General features: G+C 68.7%; 20 protein-coding genes. 19 read left to right on the top strand and 1 reads right to left on the bottom strand.

Features of this window, described 5'->3' with window-relative positions; translation table 11 throughout:
* Nucleotides 1-175: 175 nt before the first annotated feature.
* Nucleotides 176-1,387: a condensation domain-containing protein gene (locus ACH47Z_RS43340; protein ID WP_399084882.1), complete on the bottom strand. Its 1,212-nt coding sequence runs from the start codon at nucleotides 1,385-1,387 to the stop codon at nucleotides 176-178.
* A 503-nt stretch (nucleotides 1,388-1,890) separates the two neighbouring features.
* Here ACH47Z_RS43340 and ACH47Z_RS43335 point away from each other — a divergent pair.
* The 19 genes from ACH47Z_RS43335 to ACH47Z_RS43245 all read left to right on the top strand — a co-directional run bounded on the left by ACH47Z_RS43335 (nucleotide 1,891) and on the right by ACH47Z_RS43245 (nucleotide 20,473).
* Complete coding sequence (locus ACH47Z_RS43335; RefSeq protein WP_399084879.1) at nucleotides 1,891-3,324, top strand: B12-binding domain-containing radical SAM protein; 1,434 nt, start codon at nucleotides 1,891-1,893, stop codon at nucleotides 3,322-3,324.
* A gap of 20 nt (nucleotides 3,325-3,344) precedes the next feature.
* Entirely contained in the window at nucleotides 3,345-4,460 is a 1,116-nt protein-coding gene (locus ACH47Z_RS43330; protein WP_399084877.1) for an aminotransferase class I/II-fold pyridoxal phosphate-dependent enzyme, read from the top strand.
* 11 nt (nucleotides 4,461-4,471) lie between these two features.
* The gene (locus ACH47Z_RS43325; RefSeq protein WP_399084874.1) at nucleotides 4,472-5,131 is read left to right on the top strand and encodes a 2OG-Fe(II) oxygenase; all 660 of its coding nucleotides are present in this window, start codon (nucleotides 4,472-4,474) and stop codon (nucleotides 5,129-5,131) included.
* Nucleotides 5,128-5,682, top strand: a complete 555-nt coding sequence (locus ACH47Z_RS43320) for a shikimate kinase (RefSeq protein ID WP_399084871.1) — start codon at nucleotides 5,128-5,130, stop codon at nucleotides 5,680-5,682. Before ACH47Z_RS43325 ends, ACH47Z_RS43320 begins: the two co-directional genes overlap by 4 nt.
* Entirely contained in the window at nucleotides 5,679-6,611 is a 933-nt protein-coding gene (locus ACH47Z_RS43315) for a Gfo/Idh/MocA family protein (protein ID WP_399084868.1), read from the top strand. Before ACH47Z_RS43320 ends, ACH47Z_RS43315 begins: the two co-directional genes overlap by 4 nt.
* 5 nt (nucleotides 6,612-6,616) lie before the next feature.
* Entirely contained in the window at nucleotides 6,617-8,215 is a 1,599-nt protein-coding gene (locus tag ACH47Z_RS43310; protein ID WP_399084865.1) for a hypothetical protein, read from the top strand.
* The gene (locus tag ACH47Z_RS43305; RefSeq protein ID WP_399084862.1) at nucleotides 8,212-8,475 is read left to right on the top strand and encodes a phosphopantetheine-binding protein; all 264 of its coding nucleotides are present in this window, start codon (nucleotides 8,212-8,214) and stop codon (nucleotides 8,473-8,475) included. The genes ACH47Z_RS43310 and ACH47Z_RS43305 overlap by 4 nt, the downstream gene beginning before the upstream one ends.
* The gene (locus ACH47Z_RS43300; protein WP_399084859.1) at nucleotides 8,475-9,116 is read left to right on the top strand and encodes a histidine phosphatase family protein; all 642 of its coding nucleotides are present in this window, start codon (nucleotides 8,475-8,477) and stop codon (nucleotides 9,114-9,116) included. The genes ACH47Z_RS43305 and ACH47Z_RS43300 overlap by 1 nt, the downstream gene beginning before the upstream one ends.
* Before the next feature lie 7 nt (nucleotides 9,117-9,123).
* Complete coding sequence (locus ACH47Z_RS43295; RefSeq protein WP_399084856.1) at nucleotides 9,124-9,915, top strand: ABC transporter permease; 792 nt, start codon at nucleotides 9,124-9,126, stop codon at nucleotides 9,913-9,915.
* Between the two features lie 5 nt (nucleotides 9,916-9,920).
* The gene (locus ACH47Z_RS43290; RefSeq protein WP_399084853.1) at nucleotides 9,921-10,724 is read left to right on the top strand and encodes an ABC transporter permease; all 804 of its coding nucleotides are present in this window, start codon (nucleotides 9,921-9,923) and stop codon (nucleotides 10,722-10,724) included.
* Nucleotides 10,725-10,727: 3 nt separating this feature from the next.
* A complete protein-coding gene (locus ACH47Z_RS43285) occupies nucleotides 10,728-11,711 on the top strand; it encodes an ATP-binding cassette domain-containing protein (RefSeq protein ID WP_399084850.1) in 984 nt (327 codons plus the stop codon).
* Entirely contained in the window at nucleotides 11,708-13,054 is a 1,347-nt protein-coding gene (locus tag ACH47Z_RS43280) for a hypothetical protein (protein ID WP_399084847.1), read from the top strand. Before ACH47Z_RS43285 ends, ACH47Z_RS43280 begins: the two co-directional genes overlap by 4 nt.
* 66 nt (nucleotides 13,055-13,120) lie before the next feature.
* The gene (gene truD / locus ACH47Z_RS43275; RefSeq protein WP_399084844.1) at nucleotides 13,121-14,173 is read left to right on the top strand and encodes a tRNA pseudouridine(13) synthase TruD; all 1,053 of its coding nucleotides are present in this window, start codon (nucleotides 13,121-13,123) and stop codon (nucleotides 14,171-14,173) included.
* Nucleotides 14,170-14,934, top strand: coding sequence for a tyrosine-protein phosphatase (locus tag ACH47Z_RS43270; RefSeq protein WP_399084841.1), 765 nt, complete (start codon nucleotides 14,170-14,172; stop codon nucleotides 14,932-14,934). The genes truD and ACH47Z_RS43270 overlap by 4 nt, the downstream gene beginning before the upstream one ends.
* Complete coding sequence (locus tag ACH47Z_RS43265; RefSeq protein WP_399084838.1) at nucleotides 14,931-15,755, top strand: class I SAM-dependent methyltransferase; 825 nt, start codon at nucleotides 14,931-14,933, stop codon at nucleotides 15,753-15,755. The genes ACH47Z_RS43270 and ACH47Z_RS43265 overlap by 4 nt, the downstream gene beginning before the upstream one ends.
* Nucleotides 15,752-16,774 carry an LLM class flavin-dependent oxidoreductase gene (locus tag ACH47Z_RS43260; protein ID WP_399084835.1) on the top strand — a complete coding sequence of 341 codons (1,023 nt, stop codon included), beginning with the start codon at nucleotides 15,752-15,754 and terminating at the stop codon, nucleotides 16,772-16,774. Before ACH47Z_RS43265 ends, ACH47Z_RS43260 begins: the two co-directional genes overlap by 4 nt.
* A gap of 17 nt (nucleotides 16,775-16,791) precedes the next feature.
* Complete coding sequence (locus tag ACH47Z_RS43255) at nucleotides 16,792-17,673, top strand: hypothetical protein (RefSeq protein WP_399084832.1); 882 nt, start codon at nucleotides 16,792-16,794, stop codon at nucleotides 17,671-17,673.
* Between the two features lie 143 nt (nucleotides 17,674-17,816).
* Nucleotides 17,817-19,286, top strand: a complete 1,470-nt coding sequence (locus ACH47Z_RS43250) for a class I adenylate-forming enzyme family protein (RefSeq protein WP_399084829.1) — start codon at nucleotides 17,817-17,819, stop codon at nucleotides 19,284-19,286.
* On the top strand, nucleotides 19,286-20,473 hold the full coding sequence (locus ACH47Z_RS43245; RefSeq protein WP_399084826.1) for an alanine racemase: 1,188 nt from the start codon (nucleotides 19,286-19,288) through the stop codon (nucleotides 20,471-20,473). The genes ACH47Z_RS43250 and ACH47Z_RS43245 overlap by 1 nt, the downstream gene beginning before the upstream one ends.
* Nucleotides 20,474-20,539: the final 66 nt, after the last annotated feature.

Genomic DNA, 20,539 nt, shown 5'->3' with positions numbered 1-20,539 from the left:
CCGCTGAGCGGCTGGATTCCGAGGGAAGTTGAGCCCGGGAGCAGCCCGGCGATTGCTGCCCTGCACAGCCACCGGCGCAGGTTGGAAAAGACTCATTGCGATAGGAGTTCTTATCAACAAGGACAACCTCGTCGAACTCGCAAGCGCGCTGCGCCCGCGGCCGTCCCACCGGCCGCTATCCCACCAGAGCGCCGTGCTCCACCACCGCGAGCTGCTCGATGTCCCACAGCAAAGCGGTGGCGTCATCGAGCGGCAGGTAGTCCAAGTCGACCAGCAAAGAAAGGTACAGCCCGGCGCTCGTTCCGCCGACTCGTAGGAAGAACTTGGTACCGATGGACGTGAAGCGTGACCCGGTACGGACGGTGGTCGCCGGCAGAAGGCCGCCAGGACTCCCAAGCGGGCCGGCGTGGTTCTCAGCGGGCAGGTCGGCGGTGAAGTTGAAGAAGCAGGAGCGTTCGACCGTCAGGCCGCGCCGGTCGCCAACCGTCTCCACGATGGTGTCGAGGGGAGCGGGGTCGTGACGCGAGTGGCGCTGCGCGAGTAGGGCAGAACGCGCGGTGGCACGGACCACATCGGGAAAGCCCTGGCCACGCCCGGTGTCCAGGGACAACCGGAAGAGGGAATTCTGGGCGATGTTGCAGACCGCATCCTCGGCCTCGCGCTGCCAGCGGTTCTTCGAAATCAACTCGAACATCAACTCCGTGGTCCCCAGCGCTCGGCTCAGGGACGAGCACAGCAGCGCCAGTGTCACCGTCGTCGCGGTGCTCTCCAGGGTCCGAGCCAGCCCCTGCACGGCGACCGCCAACGCGGGGGAGAACATCTCTATCTGTGTGAACCGGGGTTCGGGGTGTTCCGCGCGTCGTTCGGGGAACATCGAGGCCGGCCCCTCGGCCAGGTTCTTCTCCCAATAACGCAGTGCCCGTTCGCTCAACTTCCGGCCTTCCGGGGAGCTCTCGTGCAGCGCCTGGTCGATGGGCCGCCACGTGGCGTGGTCAAGCTCGGGCAGCGTGTTGCCCGCGATCAGGGACGCGATTTCCCGGCACAGGATGTCGACGCTGGTCCCGTCCGCGAAGAAGTGCGAGACAGCCAGCGCCAGCTGAGCCGGCGCGTCGTCCACCGTGATGACACAGGCGTAGGTCAGGAAACTGTTCTCGACGTCACCGGCCTGGTGCCTCAACTCCTCGGCCACCGACTGGGCCTGGGCCACGGGGTCCGAGCTCTCATCGGGGTCGAATTCCCTGAATTCCACCGTCATTTCACCGGCGGCGAGGACGTCCTGCCAGGGCTGCCCCATGGCGTCTACCAGGAATCTGCTACGGAGCGCTTCATGCCGCTCCACCACGTGTTCCAGAATCCCGAGCAATTGTTCGACGGTCCGGCCGTCCACCGGAAGGGTGCATGCCAGGGCGAAAGCGTCGGGCCCGGTCGGCTCCCTCAGACGCCGGCTCCAGCCGGCCCGCTGAGCCCAGGTAAGCGGACCGCTGCGGGGTCGTCCGGCCCGGAACGGAACACTGACATTCGTTGCCCGTCTCACCCGTGGTCTCCCCTCTAACGCGAATGGCCAATCACTTGATCACGGTCGACTACGGATTCTTCGCACACATGACCGCGACGCCACTGCGTCGCTTTTCCGAGAGCAGTCGACAAGAACCGCCCGCAATTAGAGTGCTACCACCTTTGAGAGGATTGCCGGGGATGTCCGAGTCATCGAATGCGTTCGACAGCTTGTATAGGTACATTCGTGCAGTTCGGGCACGCTAACACGCGCTCTGTGCGTACACAAGAGTTGACACTCCGCATCTGCTCATGCTTCGCTGTTGAAGCGCTTCGAATCCATATTTCGCTCACTTGGACAGAAACACAGGACATCGAAATTCTCGGGAATGACAGATGCGTTCTCGATGGTTTTGTCAAGCCAAGAGGGGGGAGTGGGCATCAGTGGCAGAGAGCGCCGACATTGGGGGCAGTCGGGTGCTGGTGACCTGGGCCCCGCAGATCCTGAGCTACTTCAACGCGGGGCACCACACGCCGCTGTATTCAGTCGCCGGATATCTCCGCGCCCGCCCCGGAGTGGGACATGTCGACGTCATGGACTACTCCGTCGAGTCGATCACCTGGAAGCGTGTCGCCGACCACCTGTTCCAGCACGAATACGACGTCGTCGCGGTCATGAACGATCTTGACGGGGTCGACGGGCTGCCCCGGTTCTTGACGTATGTCCGGGAGGTCGCACCGAATTCCAGGATCGTCACCTTCGGGCGGCTCAGCGGTATGCAGCCCGGGCTCTTCCGCGCGCTCGATCTGGACGGAATCGTGGGCCCCGGCGACTACGAGAGCGGCGTCCTGGACTTCCTCGGCTACTGCGACGGTTCGATCGACGCCGGCAGCGTCCACGGTGTGGAACTGCGGATAGACGGTCAGTGGCAAGCGCCGGAATCGGCGGGGCGCATGCTGAGCCCGGCCGAATGGGTGCTGCCCGATATCACCGAGATTCCCTACGAGCGCTACGACGAGCTGTACCGGGACGATCAGAACAAGTTCTGCGGAATACCACACCGGCGAGAGCTCGTCGTTCCCACGGCACGCGGATGCCCGATCGGATGTGACTTCTGCGAGGTGCCCGCCGTGTTCGGACGCCGCGACCGGCGTCTATCTGTCGACCGGGTGATCCGCTACATCGAGGACGGCTTCACGGCCATGCCGTTCGAGTACGTGTCCTTCTACGCGCCCACCTTCACGCTCGACCGCGTATGGGTGACGGAGCTCTGCGACGAACTCATCGCCCGTGGTTCCCGGTACCCGTGGAAATGCGCCACCACCGTCCACCACCTCGACCAGGAACTCGTGGCCCTGATGGGCCGGTCCGGCTGCGTCCGCATCAGCGTCGGTGTCGAGACGCTCGACGCCCGCGGAGCAGCGCATCTGCCGCGGCTGAAACGGAAGGCCGACGAGGCCGTGGCGGACCTGGCCGGCTGGTGCGACCGCGCCGGCATCGAGTTGAACTGCTTCGTGATCGTCGGCCTTCCGGGCACGAACGCCGCGAGCGCGGAGGAGACCATCTCTGCTCTCAAGCGCCTGGGTGTGCGGACGCGCCCCACGATGTACTGCCCGAACGAACGCCTTACCGAGGGCATGACCATGCAGGACATCGCGCTGCACAACAGGCAGATAATCCTGGACGGCGGCAGGTCCACTGCTGAGGAGAGACGGCGAGCGTACGGAATCCTCTTCGGCCGGAGCGACGACCTGACCGAGGTGTTCGAGCGCATTCCCCGGCACGCCCCAGCGCGCGGCGCCTCTGTTGGCGTGGGCGGTGCGCCGTGACAGCTCCGAGTGCCACCCTCATGACCGAGCGGATCGCGACCAATCGGCTGGTCGACGCGGTGGCCCGGCCGCAGCGGGGGCATCTGCTCGGACAGCTGAACCTCAAGAGCTGTGAGCTGCTCAGCCCGGCTGTTGGTGAACTGCACGCCCGCACCCTGCGGGATCTCGACCCGTCAGCTGTGGTGGAGTACCCGCTCGTGGGCGAGGTGCGAGAGAGGGTGGCGGAGCGGTTCGGCCACTCGTGTGAACGCGTCCTGCTCACTCCGGGAACGGACCACGCGATACAACTGATCTGCGAGGCGTTCGTCCAGCCTGCCGGCCGCCTGGTGATCGCCACACCGCATTTCGACGCCTGGACCAGGGCGTGCCTGCGGCTGGGGGTGGAGGTGGATGCCGAATCCCAACCCTCCGGAGGCCCGGTCGGGGTCGGAGCGCTCATCGCGCGCATGCGTGCGAAGGGCCCCTGCGTGGTGGCCGTGGCACAGCCCGACAGCTTCACAGGGCATGCTTACCGGCAAGACGAGATCGCCGCGCTGTCGTCCGCCGCGGCCGAGCACGGCAGTCTGCTCGTTGTCGACACCTGCTATCTGGCCTTCGCCGAGTCAGGAGAGCAGACCGTATCCCCGCTCGCCGGCGAGGGACACGCGCTAAGAGTCCAGAGCTTCTCCAAGAGCTTCGGGCTGGCCGGGGCGAGAGTCGGTGCGGTTCTCGGTGACGAGTCGCTCATCGACCACCTGGCCAGGTGGAACGTGGAAGGGATGGTCTCCGGCCCCGCTCTTGCGCTGCTTGCGGGCGCGTTGCGGGCGCCGTGGATCTTCACCGCCGCATACGCCGAAGTCGCCGCGGCACGCAAGCTGTTGAGCAGCGGGTTGACGCGGCTCGACCCGAGCTGTGTCGCGCGGCCGAGCGCGGCGAACTTCGTGGCCTTCGACGCGCCCGAGGAGACCGCCGCCTGGATCACCTCCGTCCTCGCGACGGCGGGCATACGCATCCGGTCGCTGAACGGGCTGGAGGGGTTCGCGGGCGGGATGCGCATCGCGACGCCGTCTCTGGCGGCCGTCCGATCGGTGCTCGGCGCATTGGCGAACGGGCGCGCGGCGGTCGCCGGAGCAGAGCCCGAAAGGGCGGAAGGATGAGAGGCCGGACGGTGGCGGCAACGATCATCGACATGGCGAGGCTGGCCGCTTCCTCGCCGGCGACCGACCCTTATCCCCATGTGGTCTGTGCCGAGACTTTCACCCCCGGCAGCTGCGAGGCCATCTCCGCCGGTTTCCCGGCGACCGGCTTCCACTACGACGTGCGCATGGAGAATTCCGAGGGCAAAAAGCAGTACCGGGCCCACAACATGCAACTGGTCGACGGCGGGACCCCGGTGCCCGGCAACATCGCCAGACTCTCCGGCGTGTGGCGTCGGCTCTTGGACGAGATCACAGGCGCCGGTTACCGCGGCGTGGTCCAGCAGCTCATGGGTATCGACCTCACCCAGGCCGTACTCGACATCCGCCTGGTGCGCTACGACCAGGACGACTGGATCGAGCCGCATGTGGACCGTCCGGACAAACTGGTCACCCACCTGTTCTACCTGAACGAGCGGTGGCAGCCGGAGTGGTCCGGGGCACTCCGGCTGCTGCGGGGGCCCGACATCGACGATTGCGCGGTCGAGGTCTTTCCGCGCATGGGCACCTCCGTGCTGATGGCCCGTACGCAAGACGCTTGGCACGCCGTTCCGCCGATTACCGGGGAACACTCGCGCAAGCTCTTTCTTGCGCACTTCGTCGCCCCGCCGGCCGTGCGAGGGGCGTCATGACTGGCCAAGGTCCGGCGAACATGCTGGTCGTGGGCATGTGCGGAGCCGGCAAGACCACGCTCGCCAGGGAGTTGTCCCAGCGGCTGGGGCTGCGCCTGATCGACATGGACGAACTGCGGCACGGGCCGGGCTGGTCGGTGCGTGCGCAGTTCGCCGCCGATGTGGACCGGCTGACCCGCGACCCAGGCTGGGTGGCCGATTCTGCCGCCTACACTGAGGTCGCGGACCTGCTGTGGCACCGCGCGTCCTGCGTGGTGTGGCTGGACCTGCCGCGGTGGACACTCGCGCGGCGCCTCACGGGACGTACCTTCCGCCGGGTGCTGGCCCGGCAGGAACTCTGGAACGGCAACCGCGAGTCCTTGCGGGGCCTGTTCCGCCGTACCCATCCGCTAGCCAAGGCCCTTTTCGGGGTCGAGCAGCGGCGGGCGGAGACCGCACGGCGGCTGGCGGAGTTCGACGGCCGCGCCGTGCGCCTGCTCACCGCTTCCGACGTCCGCGCGTGGGCATCCGGGTACGCCCCGGTTCAGACCTGGAGAACGACGTCATCATGACAAAGAACAGTCCCCGGTTCGCTCTGGTCGGCGCTGCAGGGTTCGTGGTACGCCGCCACCTCGACGCGATGCGGCACATCGGCGGCACGCTTGTCGCAGCGCACGACATCTCAGATTCCGTGGGCATCCTGGACAACTACTTCCCGCAGGCCGAGTTCTTCCTGGACACCGACCGCTTCGAGCAGTTCGTACGCGACCCGGGCAACGGAATCGACTACCTGGTGATCTGTACACCGAGCGACACCCACGAGAAGTACTGCGTGATGGGCGCGGAGGCCGGCGTCGACGTGATCGTCGAGAAGCCTCCGGTCCTGGTGCTCGACGGGATCGACCGCCTCGGCGAGCTGGAGAAGAGGACCGGGCGCAGGATTCACCCGATCTTGCAACTGCGCTACCACGAGGCGCTGGTGGCGTTCAAGGAGCGGATGGACGAGCGCGAGACGGGCGAACCGCTGCGGATCGAGGCCCGTTACGTCGCCAGACGCGGTCCCTGGTACCGGGTGTCCTGGAAAGGCGACCAGGCACGAAGCGGGACGATCCTCTTCAACTTCGGCATCCATCTGTTCGACTGCCTGGTCTGGATCTTCGGTGCGCCCACGGACCTGTCCGAGGTGTCCTTCAGTGACGAGGGTGACCGGGCCTGCGGGGTCATCCGCTTCGATGCGGTGGAGGTTGACTGGCTGCTGTCCAGCCGCGCGGAGGACCTGCCGGCCGGCTCGACAGGGCAGGCGGCACGGTCGATCACCGTAAACGGGCGGACGGCGGCCGACTTCTCCGACAACTACGCGGGCCTCCATAGCACGGTGTACTCGGAGATCATGGCGGGCCGCGGACACCGGATCGGCGAGGCGTACGAGGTGACCGCGTTGATCGAACGGCTCCGTGCTCTTGCCTCGGTGCCGCGGGTGCTGGCCCCCTCGGCGGTGTAGACGTCATGTTTCTGGTGCGCAGCGAGTCCGGTGGGAGATTCCGGGGCATCCCAGGTGTGTCGGCCGTCGTCGGCGAAGCGGCCCGGGTCCTCGGCACGCCCGGCCGCGACGTGCTGGTCTTCGAGGGCACACTGCACCCGGACACCGGTCTCGACCTGGACGGCGTACTGAAGTTGTGCCGAAGCGGCCCACTTCTCAAGGGCTGGAGGCAGATCCGGGGGCGCTACGCGGGGGTCTACCTGACCGCTGCGGAGCGGACAGCTGTGGCCTTCACCGACCACCTGGGCAGCCACGAGGTCTACTACTGGCACGACGGTGCACGGTTCGCGGTCGGCGACGCCTTCGCGGCCCTCGTCCGTGGCCTGCCCGGCGCGGCTCGGCGTCTGGACACCGCCGCCGCGGAGGAGTTCACGGCTCTCGGGCTCATGGTCGGCGGCAAAACGTTCGCCGGAGGAGTGCGACGGCTCGCGGCAGGCAGCACGCTGACCCTCCGGCCAGACGGAGCGAAGGTCGACCGGTTCTGGCGATACACGATGGACAGCAGTCGCCGTCCGGATCGGGACCTCGACGACGCGGTGGACGAGTGCTGGGCGCTCCTGACCACCTCCGCCGACCGGGTGCGCAGCGAACTCGGGGCGAACGGCACGGTCCTGCTCGGCCTGAGCGGAGGCATGGACTCGCGGCTGACCGCGGTACTCTGCCGGCAGGCCGGCATCCGCGTCTTCCCCTACTTCTTCGGCGAGCGGCAGTCGGACGCCGCCCGCGTCGCCGGCGCCGTCGCGCAGCGGCTGGGCTTGGCTCTGCACTTCCCTGGCAGCAACCGGAGCTTTCCCGACCTGTTCAGGCAGTCGGTGGACCACCAGCCCATGGCCGACCTCGAATGGTGCAAGTACCTGACCGGGCGGGAAGACCTCCTGCGGGCGCTGCCACCGATGGCCGGATTGATGTCCGGGCACCTCGGGGACCACCTGCTGGGCAACTGGAGTCCTCGCGCCTCCCGCGGACCCGACGACGACGGGCAGCTGGCCGCCGAGCTGGTCAGCATGTGCGCTCTGGAACCCCTTGGCGCCCAGGCCGCAGAAAGGATCGCCGCGGCTGTCCGATTGCAGCTCGCAGAGATCGGCGGTTCCGTCCTGCAGCGCAAACAGGGCTTCTGGTTCCACTGTATGAACCCATCCGTCCGGCGCTGCGGCCTGTTCCACCAGTTCAGCACGCTGCCGCACTTCTCGCTCTTCGAGGAAGCCGGCGTAACCGATTTCGCCCTGTCACTGCCGCCGCGATGGCACCTGCGCAACCGCTTCTACTCCCGTCTCTACGAACGCCACGCTCCGGACCTCCACCCGGCACGGCTGCCGGTGGAGAACGGCTCGAACGACCACAAGCCCGTCGAGCGCTGGCTCACGGGCAATCCGCTGCTGCGGGAGAAGGTCGCGGAACTGGTCGATCTGCGCGAGCCGGTGGACGTCTGTGACCCCGCGCTGACGTTCGCGGCGGCGGTGGCGGAGATCACGGCGGGCCGCGCTTCCCGCACGTGGATACACCGCTTCTTCCGGCACCTGACCGTACGCGCCTATCAGCACGCCTTCGAAGAGGGTGGATCATGAGCGACAAAGCGGATCTGGCCTCAGTCGTCACTGACGCAGTACGCCGGTGCGCCAAACTCCTGCAACCCGGCGACGAAGTGCCTCCCGACCAGCCGCTGCTGGAACTGGGGCTGGACTCACTGGGGCTGGTGGAACTCATCGTCCTCCTGGAGGAGGAGCTGGACATCCAGATCCCGGACGAGCAGCTCACCCCTGAGGTCTTCGATTCGGTGTCCAGCATAGTCTCCGCGGTCGAGTCGTTCGTCGAGAGGGACATCTGATGCCGGCGTCAGTACGGCGCACCCGGCTGGTACTGATCCGGCACGCGGAGGCGCGCGCCAACGTCGAGGGCGTGCTGGGTGGCCACCACGGGTGCACCGGCCTGACCCCGCGCGGCCGCGAGCAGGCGGAGGCGCTCCGTGGCAGCTTCCTTGCCAGCGGCGAACTCGCCGACGCCGAGCTGCTGCTGACGTCCCTCCTCCCCCGCGCCGCCGAGACCGCGCAGCTCATCGCCCCGGCCGTAGGAAACGGGAGCCTGCCGGTCCTGCAACGGTGCGACCTGTGCGACGTGCACTGGGGACAGGCGGACGGCGGCCCTGCCGCCGACCTGCCTGAGGTGCGCTCACCCTACGTGACGGTGGCGTCCGGTGCGGAGAGCTGGCTGGGATTCTCTTTGCGGTGCCGACGGGCCCTGAGGAGCATCGCACGCGCACACCAGGGACGAACCACGGTGATAGTGACCCACGGGGGCGTGATCAAGGAGTCCCTGAAGCTGTTCGGCGGCCCCTCGACGGGACGGGAGGCCGAACCCGAGATCCGGTACGCCAGTGTCACCAGCTGGATTTCACGGGACGGAACGGCACCGTGGCGGCTGGAAAGACTCAACGAGCTACCGCACCAGGAACTACCGCAGCAGGAGTAAAAGAGACGTGCGTCGACACTGGAATATCGCCTGCGGCGAGTTCCGCAAATACTCAACCTATCAGGTGGCCGCGCTCGCCGGCCTGTTCACCAACGTGGTCTTCGGTCTGCTGCGCAGCGCCGTAATGACCGCCCTGTTCACCGAACGGTCGGTCGTCGGCGGCTTCTCGCAGGCACAGTCGCTCACCTACGTCTGGCTGACCCAGGGTCTGATGACGGTCGTCCAGATCTACGGCAGCAGCGAGTTCGCCCAGCGGATCCAGTCCGGGGACATCGTCACCGATCTTCAGCGACCGATCGACCCACAGCTGATGTACCTTGCCGCGGACTACGGGCGCGCCGCCTACCACACCCTCTACCGCGGCATCCCGCCCGTGGTCATCGGCGCGCTGATCTCCGACCTGGTCTGTCCCACGACAGCGGCCATGTGGGTGGCGTTCACCGCCAGTTTGGTGCTTGCCGTGGCCATCGGCTTCCTGTTCCGCTTCCTCTACGGCCTCACCGCCTTCTGGCTGCTCGATCCACGGGGGGTGGCGCTCGTTGCCGTCATCGTGACGAACGTGTTCTCTGGTTTCGTGGTCCCGGTCAGCTTCTTTCCCGGCTGGCTGCACGCGATCGCCGCTGCGACGCCGTTTCCTGGCATGGTGCAGATCCCGATCGAGATCTTCACCGGTGCCGCGCAGGGCTGGGACGCGATGCGGCAGTTGGCCACCCAACTCGCCTGGGTCCTCGGGCTTCTCACGTGCGGCCGGATCGTTTACGCGCGGGGCCGTCGCCACCTCGTCGTGCAGGGAGGCTGACGCTGATGTCCACCGTCGGTGTGTATCTGCGGCTGATCCGCCTCCAGGTCCGCTCACAAGCCCAGTACCGCGCGGGGTTCCTGCTTTCGGTGGCCGGGACGTTCCTGTTCACCACCCTAGACTTCGCTGCGATTCTGGTGCTGTTCCACAACGTCCAATCGGTCGGCGGGTGGTCCGCCGCCCAGGTGTGCCTCCTGTATGCGTCGGCCGCGTTGTCCTACGCGATCGCCGACATGGTGCTGGGCAGCCTCGACACTCTTCCCCAACTCGTCCGCGACGGCACCTTCGACTCCCTGCTCATGCGGCCCCGTTCGGCGTTCTTCCAACTGCTGGCCAGCGACTTCATGTTCCGCCGGTGCGGTCGGCTGCTTCAGGCGGCCATCGTGCTCGCCGTACTGCTCTGTGGCGGCTTCCTGCATGTCGCATGGACACCGGCACGTGCCGCGGTCCTGCTGTCCGCGGTGTTGGGCGGAGCGGTGATCCTCGGGTCGGTGTGGGTCGTGGGCGCCTGCATTTCCTTCCTGGTGGACGGCGCGGGCGAGTTCGTCAACACGTTCAGTACCGGCACGCAGTTCCTGGCCCAGTATCCGCTGGACATCTACTCCTCCTGGCTGCGCCAGCTGGTGACCTTCGTGATCCCGGTGGGTTTCGTCTCCTACGGCCCTGTTGCCTACGTGCTCGGCAAAGACGTGGGGTGGGAGGCAAACACCGCGGTCTTCCTGCCCGCGCTGGTCGCGCTGGCGTCCTCTGCAGCGGCGACCGCCGTATGGCAGACATCCATCAGGCGATACCGCAGCGCGGGAGGATGACATATGCCACTGATCCGATTGAACGACGTGTCCCGGGACTTCACCGTCCGCAAGAAAGCCTCGCGCTGGCGGCGTACGTACACCGTGGTGCACGCCGTGCGGGAGCTGAATTTCGACATCGGTGCCGGGGAGTTCGTCGGCTACCTCGGCGGCAACGGCGCCGGTAAGTCGACGACCATCAAGATGCTCACCGGCATCCTCAGCCCGACGCGCGGCCGGGTGGAATTGGACGGCCGCGACCCGTTCCGTGACCGCTCGGTGGCCTATCAGGTGGGCGCGATGTTCGGGCAGCGCAACCAGCTCTGGTGGGACCTGCCACTGTCCGATTCCTTCGAGCAGCTCCGGTACATCTACCGGACGGAGCTGCGTGACTACCGTGAGCGCCTGGAAGAACTGGTCGACATCCTCGACCTCGGTTCCCTGCTGAGTACGCCGGTGCGCCAGCTCAGCCTGGGCCAGCGCATCCGGGGCGAGCTGGCGGCCTCGATGATCCACGGCCCGAAGCTGCTGTTCCTCGACGAGCCGACGATCGGTCTGGACGTGGTCGCAAAACAGAAGATCCGCGACTTCCTGACCGTGATGAACCGCGACCGCGGTGTGACCATCCTGCTCACCACCCACGATTTGGACGATCTGGAACATATGTGCTCGCGGCTGATCCTGCTCTCCGCAGGCCAGGTCGTGGGCGACGGGCCGATCCAGGACCTGTTCGACGCGCACCGCCTGGAACGGACCATGGTCGTCGATCTCACCGAGGTGCGTGACCCGCTCGACGTGCCCGGCGCGCGCCTGGTCTCGGTAGACGGCCCCCGACAGACCCTGAAGTTCCGCACCCAGGACGTCTCCGCGGCCCAGGTCATCGCCGCCGTGTCCGGCCAGGCCGTCGTCAAGGACCTCACACTCCGGGAGCCGGACGTCGCCGACCTCGTGCACGTGCTGAACCGCAAAGGTGACGCGGTGCGCACCACCAGGGGGGTGGACCGGTGAGCGGACGCGCCGATCTCTCGGTGCTGCACGGCGGCCATCCGCTCGGCGGCAGGGTTGTCGTCCCCGGGTTCAAGCACTCGCTGGTGACCGCGCTGGCGATGGCCTGCGTGGGCGCCGGCGAGATACGCCTGGAGAACGTGCCCGACATCGCCGAGGCAGCGGTCCTGACCCGACTGATCCAGGGCGCGGGCCGCAGAGTCGAACGCGCCGGGGACTGCCTGACCGTGGCCCGCGGCGACTTCGCCGCGGCCGGGGACTTCGCTCCCGCGGACGTCGCCGCGGTGCACGGGTCGGTCTACCTTGCCCCCGCAGTGCTCGCCCACACCGGCGCGGTGCAGATGCCGCCGGCTGGCGGCTGCCGGATCGGGGGCACGGACGGAGGCTCCCGGCCCGTCCGGCACTACGCGGAAGTCCTGGAGCGCTTCGGCGCCCAGGCGCGGGTCCTGCCGGACGGCGGGCTCGCCGCGTCGGCTCCGCGGCTGCGCGGATGCAGCATCGACCTGCTCGACTTCACGGACGACCGTGCGCGCGCCACAGGCCCCCGCTACTCCGGGGCGTCGAAGTTCGCCCTGCTCGCCGCAGCGGCCGCCGAGGGCACCACCGCACTGCGCAATCTCTACCCGAAGCCCGACGTCACCGACATGATCGACGTGCTGACCGCGATGGGCGCCGCGGTGGACTCTCCCGAGCCCGGGACGGTGCTGGTCAGCGGCGGCCTGGACGCCCTGACCCGGGACACTCGGCACCGCTTGCTGCCCGACCTGATCGAGGTGGTCACCTGGATGTCGGCCGCGGTCATAGCCTGCCCCGACGGACTGCGGATAGCGGGGGCGGGGATGGACCGCGCCGTGGCCGCCCTGTCGCCGGAATTCGGAGTGCTGGACCGGATGGGGCTGTCGGCTGAGATATCGGCCGACGCGGTGGTCGTCCGCCCGCAGGGCACTCTCCGCCCCGTCACCGCGGTGATCGGCTCACACGGGGCGTACAGCGACAGCCAGCCCTTCCTCGCCCTTCTGAGCTGCCTCGCCGACGGTGTCTCGCGGCTGGAGGAAACCGTCTGGCCGGGGCGGCTGGGCTACGCGGACGAACTTCGCAAGGTGGGAGCCGAACTGCGGCGCGACGGCCGCTTCCTCATCGCTCGCGGCCCATGGCGGCCCACCCCGACCGACGACGTTCTCCACGCCCGTGACCTGCGCGCTGCGGCCGTGCTGGTCCTCGCCGCTCTCGCGGTGCCCGGTCGTACGGTGATCGGCGGTCTTGGTCACCTGGCGCGCGGTTACGCCGACTTCCTCGGCGCCCTGAGCGCCCTGGGGGCACGCATCGAGCCGGCAGCGAGCGGGTGACCTGGATGCGAACCGGTTGGTCGAGCACACCGCACGCTTCCGCATCCTCCTACCACAGGAGTCACCGTGACACAGGACCCTGCCCCCGTCATCAAACACGTCCATGAGGACTTCCTGGTCCGTGAGGCCCTGGTGCTCGAACTCGCAGAAGGAGCCAGTGCCCCCTTCCAGTACCTGACAGTGCGCAAGCGCGGGCTGACCACGACCGAGGCGGTGGAGCTGCTTGCCGCCGCGTGCCGGGTGGACAGCAGCCAGGTCACCTACGCGGGGCGCAAGGACGAGGACGGCGTCACCGAGCAGTTCCTCGCCGTTCCGGCCGGCTCCTTCGAGGCGGCCGCCGAGTTCCGCCACTCGTCCGGGGACCGCTGGATGACCGCCCGCCACTACGGGTACGGCCGCACGGCGCTGCGGATCGGCGGGCTGCCCGGCAACAGCTTCCGCATCGTGGTACGCAACCTACCCGGCGGCCACGCCGAATCGCTGGCTGGGCACCGCAGGATGAACGCTTTCACACTCAACTACTACGACACTCAGCGCTTCGGCGTGCCCACCGGGCCGAAACGTACCCACCTCGTCGGGCGGGCGCTGCTGAAGGGTGACTGGGAGACCGCTCTCGGCGAGGTCGTGCGACTCAACGCACCGGAGAGCCGCGGGGCTGCGTCGTGGACGGGCGACCCGGCCGACTACTTCCGTGCCGAGGACCCGCGTAAGAGCTCGTTCTACCTGGCTGCCCACGCTTCGCACCAGTGGAACTCGGCCCTCATGGAAGAGGTGTCCGCGCACTGCCGGGAGTCGCAGTACCCGACGTACGTCGACGGGCTCGAATACCGGTGGCTGCACGCCGCGGAGGACGCCACCCGGCTGCTGTCCGCCAGGAGCAGCCTTCCGTACAACCGCTACGAGCTCACACCCACCGGCATCACCCGCGGCGTCTCCGAGCGGCCGACCGTGCTACAGACGGTGATCGATGTCCTGGACAGCGCCTCCGACGAAGCGCATCCTGGGAGATTCCGCGCCACGTTGAGCTTCTTCCTGACCTCCGGCGGTTACGCGACCTCGGTGGTCCGGCAGGTGCTCGGCTACCGCCCGTGGTCCGAGCAGGGGACGGCCCGGTCGTGAACCGGCAGCACCCCAGCGGCGGTAGCCGCGTGATCGGCGACGCGGGGAACGCGCGGGACCTGTTCGGCCTTCGGGGCACGGCCGGCCTGAGCGTGAGAGGCGGCATGCTCCTGCGCGCTTCGGCGGCGGGCGTTGCCGCCGTCTCGGCAACCCGCCGCCCGGGCACGGTGGTCGACCTCCGGGACCCGGCAGAACGCGCTGCCCGACCCCTCACCGGGGAGTACGCGGCGACGGAGCACTGCCCGGTGTCGGTGAGCCGGGCGGTCCTTCGCGGTGTCCCAGTGCCCGGTCCGCACCGCTACCTGGCCTACTACCGCTCCATGCTGCCGGTCGCGGCTCCGGTGGCGGCCACAGTGGTCGACCTGCTCGCAACGCCCGGAAGCACTCCTGTCCTGGTGTGCTGCACCCTGGGCAAGGACCGTACGTCGGTGGTGTGCGGCCTCGTGCTGCGCGCGCTCGGGGTCCGGCTCGCCGACGTGGCACGGGACCACGCGCTGACAGGCCGGCTGCACCGTCGCAGCGTCGTCGCGGGAGCCACCCCGCCATGGGTCGGCCGCCCGGACGAGCGGGCACGGACAGCGGGGATGGCCACGGTGGCCGCGACCATGCGCGAGCTGCTGCTTGACGTGGAGCGCGGTCACGGCTCGGTGGCCGGCTATCTGACCCGCCACGGAGGGCTGACCTCGCAGAGCCTGGAGCGCGCCGTGCACACGGTGCTGACCGGTCCGGGGACAGCCGGTGGATCAGAGGTGCGGCCGTGACGCGCGGCAAGAAGTTCCGGGACGCGGTCGTCCGGACCAGGTTCGAGGCCATCGCCGGGGAGTACGACGCCACGGTCGTGCGCCGCCGGCTGCGGTACAACGACGCCGTCGACGCGATTGTCGGGGACTGGGTCGCGCCGCGGCCCGACGGCGCCGCGCTCGACGTGCTGGACGCCGCCTGCGGGACGGGCAGCCGATGGGGCAGGCTGGCCACCCGCCTGCCGACGGCGCGTGCCTGCGGCCTGGACGCGAGCCGGAACATGTGCGAGCTGGCCGGGCGGAACGGCGGTTTCGAGGAGGTGGTGAACGCGCCGCTCAACGACATGCCCTTTCCCGATGCCCGGTTCGACCTCGTAGTGTGTCTCTTCTTCTCCTTCTGCTACCTGACGTCACAGGCGGAGCGGCGGCAGGCGTTGCGAGAGATGCACCGCGTCTTGAAGCCGGGCGGACGGCTCGTCATCGACGCGATCAACATCCTGCACCGCGGGGAGGCCGCAGGCTATCGGCGGTCGCTGCCGGGCACGTGGTGGGACGTCGGGAAATCACTGCTTGACCCGCGACTGGAGGCGGCCGACAAGCTCTATAAGACCCGGCACGGCGGACGCCGGCTCCGCGGCTACTTCCACGGGTTCACCCACCGCACTTTCCGGTCCCTGGTCGAATCGGCAGGACTCGACGTCGACCAGCAGCTCACCGTGGGCTATCACTCCGGCGAACTGCGCAGCCGGCACCATGAGGGGCAGCTGCTGGTGCTGTGCTCTCGCCCCCCTTCACGCACCGTACACGCGCTGACCGACGTCAAAGGAGAGTGGAGCCGGTGACTGCCCGACTGGCGCTGCCCATGTCCGCCACGCTGTCCGCCGCCCAGGTTTCCGAGGTGGCTCGCGACGCGGTGCGGCTGGAGGAGCTGGGATACCGGGGGCTGTGGGTCGGCGAGGGCCGGCTGCGCCGGGACGCCGTGACACAGCTGGCGCTTGCCGCGTCCGCGACCCATCGCTGCTACCTGTCCAGCGGGATCGTCCCCTTCAGGACCCGCAATGTGGCCATCCTGGCGATGACCTGGAAAACGCTGCACCAGCTCGCGCCGGGCCGCGTCCGACTGGGCCTGGGCGCATGGTGGGAGCCGATCGCCTCCCGAACCGGGGTGCCCACCGCTAGTCCGCTCACCGCTATGGAGGAGGTCGTCGGAGTACTCAGGACGCTGTTCGCCGGAGGGACGGCGACCTCCCATGGAGAATATGTCGACGTCGAGCGGATCAGGTTCGACGGCGTGGAGGACGAGGCCGGCGCCACGTATCCCGTTCCGGTATACCTCGCCGCCGTCGGACCGCGGATGCTCGAACTCGCCGCTCGTATCGCGGACGGCGTGCTCCTGGACTTCTTCCTGCCGGTCGGCTACCTCTCCCGGACTGCGCCCCGCGCGCTGACGGCCCGGCAGTCGTCCCCGGCACCGCTGGACATGCCGCAACTGGTGGCCTGCATGGTGGACGAAGAGGACCCCAGGGCAGCGGTGGACGCGATGCGCGTGGTCCTCACGCGCTACCTCGTCCAACAGCCGCACATCGCGGCGCACAGCGGTGCCGATCCGGAACTCGTCGCGCGGCTTCGCGGGACTCTCGGCTGGCCGGCCGCCACCGGTGAACTCCGCGAGGCCGCGCGACTGGTCCCAGCCGGGCTGGTGCGCAAGGTGGCCGCCGTCGGTACGGTCCGCGACGTCCTGTCGGCGATGGAGGAGCGCATCGCAGCGGGAGCCTCCGAAATCGTGGTCGCCCCGTTCGGCGACCGCCGTTCGGAGACCTTCGAGGCCCTGGCACGCCGAACCGCCGTACGTTCGAGTTGAGACGGAGCTGACACACCATGCGGGGATACCTCACACACGCCTTCAACAGCGGCGGAACCAACTACCTGAGGATGGCCTACTGCCTTGCGCTGTCCATCAAGCGCACCCAAAGCGCCGTGAACCGGCTCAGCGTCGTCGTCCCGGCAGGACAGCCGCTCCCTGACGCCTACCGGGAAGCCTTCGACCATGTGATCACCGTCTCCGACGAGCGCCCGCCGCATGTCGACCCGGCCTGGAGGGTCGACACCTTCACCAGGTTCTACGACCTCACGCCGTACGCTCAGACGGTCACCCTGGACGCGGACATGCTGTTCTTCGACGACGTCTCCTCGTGGTGGGACGACCTGGCGGCCCGCGACATCGTGGGCGGCACGGCCGTCACATTCCGCGGCGAACCGATCCAGGACAATCCCCTGCGCACCGATCTGTACGCAGCCGGGCTCCCCGACCTGCACAACGGCTTCCTGTACTTCAGGGCAGGAGCCAAGGCCGAGACGTTGTTCGCCGCTATGCAGCGCAACCAACAAGACTGGGTGCAGGCCGCGACGCGCCACTTCGGGCGCCCGGACGTGCCCTTCTCCTCTGACTGTGCGTTCCTGATAGCGCTGCGCGACACGGGCCTGGAGGACGAGGCGGTCAGTGTGGTGCCCGGCTGTCCGCGCTTCGTCCACATGAAGGCCTGCCTACAAGGCTGGCCCCACGTCCCGCCCACCGCACGGGAGTGGCGGGACTACGTCGATCACTCCTTCGACGACGAGTTGCGCTTGACGATAGGGGGGGTTCGGATCACCGACCCCTTCCACTACCACGTGCGCGACTTCGTCACCGATGACCTGCTGGCGGCCTACGAATCCGCGGCGTACGACGCCAGGCCCCGGCGGCGGACGGCCACTTGGTGAACGGCCGCCGGATCGTCAGGCGGCGGGACGGCGCCCGGAGTCCGCGGGACCCGGGGATCGCCGTCCGCGTCTGCACGGTGCCCCAGGTAGGCCCGGCCGCGGATTCCGCGCCGGAAGGCGACAACGAGAGGAGTATCCGCAAGGTGGAGGCGATTCACGGGCTGCTCGACGCGGCAGCCACCGCGAGCCCCGAGGCCACAGCGGTGCGGGACAGCCAGTCAGTCCTCTCCTACGCCCAGTTGGACCGGCTGAGCCGCGCCGCGGCCTGGCGGCTGGCCCGGCACGGCGTCAGCCGTGGGGACCGGGTCGTCGCAGATGCCGTGCCGGACCGGCGGCTGCCCGCGCTCATGTACGCCTGTTCCCGCATCGGTGCGGCCTTCGTCCCTCTCAACCCCGCCCTGAAGGCCGACGAGCGGCGCCACATCCTCGCCGACTCGGAGCCCGCGCTGGTCGTCACGGACGGCCCCGCTCCCGGAGATACCGCGCCCTGGCCGACCCAGCGCCTGGAGAGCGTCTGTGCCGCTCCCGCAGCCGACAGCGGGGATCCGCCCGGGACCCGCATCCGTACCGATGACGTGGCGCTATTGATGTACACCTCGGGCAGCACCGCGAGGCCCAAGGCGGTGGTGTGCCCGCACGGGCCGGTCCTCTTCGCGACGTCCTCGATCGCCAGCCGTCTGCGCTACCGGGCACAGGACGTGGTATTCAACCGGCTGCCACTGTCCTTCGACTACGGCTTGTACCAGATCTTCCTCGCCGCATACGCCCGGGCCGAACTGGTCCTGGCAGGCCCGCACGACGACGCGCGGCTGCTCGTCGCAGTCCGGCGGACCGGGGCCACCGTGGTGCCTGTGGTACCGGCCCTGGCGGCAATGCTGGTCAAGCTCGGCGGGCGCGGCGGTCCCCGCCCGGCGGTGCGTCTGTTCACGAACACCGGCGAGGAACTGACCACAGCGGACTGCGCCGCGCTGCGGGCCGCCTTCCCCGGAGCTCAGGTACAACTGATGTTCGGGACCACCGAATGCAAGCGGGTGTCGATCATGGAACCCGACGGTGACCTGACGCGGCCGGGATCGGTCGGGAGCGCCCTGCCGGGAACGGCGATCCGCATCGTCGGGGAGGACGGCCGGACGCTGCCGCCGCTGGCGGTGGGAGAGATCGTCGTCAGCGGTCCCCACTTGATGGCAGGGTACTGGCGCTGCCCCCAACTGACGGATCGGGCTTTCCGGGTTGACCCGCAGAGCGGAGAGCGGTCGATGCACACCGGCGACTACGGTCACCTGGACACGGCGGGATATCTGTACTTCCACGGCCGCCGCGACGACCGCTTCAAATCGAACGGTGTGCGCACGGGTCTGCTGGAGATCGAACGCGCGGCGCGGCAAGTCCCCGGTGTGATGGAGGCGGGAGCGGTGCCGCCACCTCGGAGCGGCCGCGCAACCCTGTACGTCGCGGGCGATGTGACGGCCGACGCGGTGCGGCGCGCCCTGCGGAGCCTGCTCGAACCGGCCAAGGTCCCCGGGGCGGTCCGCGTCCTCGACTCGTTGCCCCGCGGGGTGAACGGGAAGATCGACCGTCCTGCTCTTCGGGCCCTGGCCGAGGAGAGACCGTGATGGACACGATCGGGGAACTCACCGCGCGCTTCGGCACTCCGCTGTACGTCTACCGGCTCGACCGTGTGGCCGCCGCGCTGCGCGACCTGCGAGCCGTGCTGCCGCAGCCCAGCAGGCTGTACTACTCGTTGAAGGCCAACCCTCATCCGCGCATCGCCGCCTTGCTGCGGCAGGGCGGTTGCCATGCCGAGGTCAGCTCGCAAGGGGAGCTGACAGTGGCGAGGGAAGCCGGCTTCGCCGGCCCCGAATGCTTCTACACCGGTCCTGCGAAGAGCCCCGCCGAGATCGTGGCGGCCCTCGGCCACGGAGTGTTCCGCTTCTCGGTGGAGTCGGAAGCCGACCTCGAACGGGTCTGCGATGCCGCAGCGCACCGACGAGCGCACGTTGAGTGCCTGCTGCGGGTCAACGCGGGATCGGCGGGCGCGGTGGGCCTGAGGATGACCGGAGGGGCGAGCCAGTTCGGCACCGCGCCGTCCCAGAACCTGCTGGACTCGCCCTGCGTCACCGGTCTGCACTTCTTTCCGGTCAGCAGCGCCCGCGACGAGGACGCGCTGTTCACGACGTTTCTCGCCAGCATCACCCAGGCAGCGGAGATCCGCCGCCGGACACCGGTGGCCACCGTCGACCTCGGCGGCGGCTTCGCGGCGCCCTATGCCCGCCCCGGTGACCGACCCGGCTACCCCACCCTGCGTCCCCGGCTGGAGGCCGCTCTCGACGAGCACCTGCCGGGATGGAGGAACGGCGATCCTCTCGTCTGCTTCGAGTCCGGGCGATATCTCACCGCGGACGCGGGAAGCCTGGTGTGCACCGTGCTGGAGACGAAACGGGTCGGGGCAGCCGAGTTCGTACTGCTCGACTCCGGCATCAACCACCTGGGAGGAATGGCGGGTCTTGGCAGGCTCCTCCGGCCGGAGGCCTTGCCCCTGGGGGCGCAGGCAACCGGCACCTCCACCGCCACACTGGTCGGGCCGCTGTGCACACCGGCCGACGTGCTCGGACGAAAGGCGCCGGCGGGAACCTACCGCTCCGGGGACACCGTGGTCTTCCCCAACGTGGGCGCCTACGGCCTCACGGCCAGCCTTATAGGGTTCCTGAGCCGGCCGGCCCCGCTGGAAGTGGTGGTGGACGAGGCCGCGGGCACGCTGTCCGCCAGCAGGCTGGAGCTGAGCCGCCAGGAGGCACGGTGAGCACGGCCGGGGCCGGCGGACGCGTGTTTCCCGTGCCGCTGGTGTCCACGGGGTCGGCAGCGGAGG

It is taken from the genome of Streptomyces sp. NPDC020192, from assembly GCF_044388685.1.
Lineage (GTDB): Bacteria > Actinomycetota > Actinomycetes > Streptomycetales > Streptomycetaceae > Streptomyces.
The sequence above is the reverse complement of the archived record's forward strand: the minus strand, read 5'-3'. Positions and strand labels throughout refer to the sequence as shown.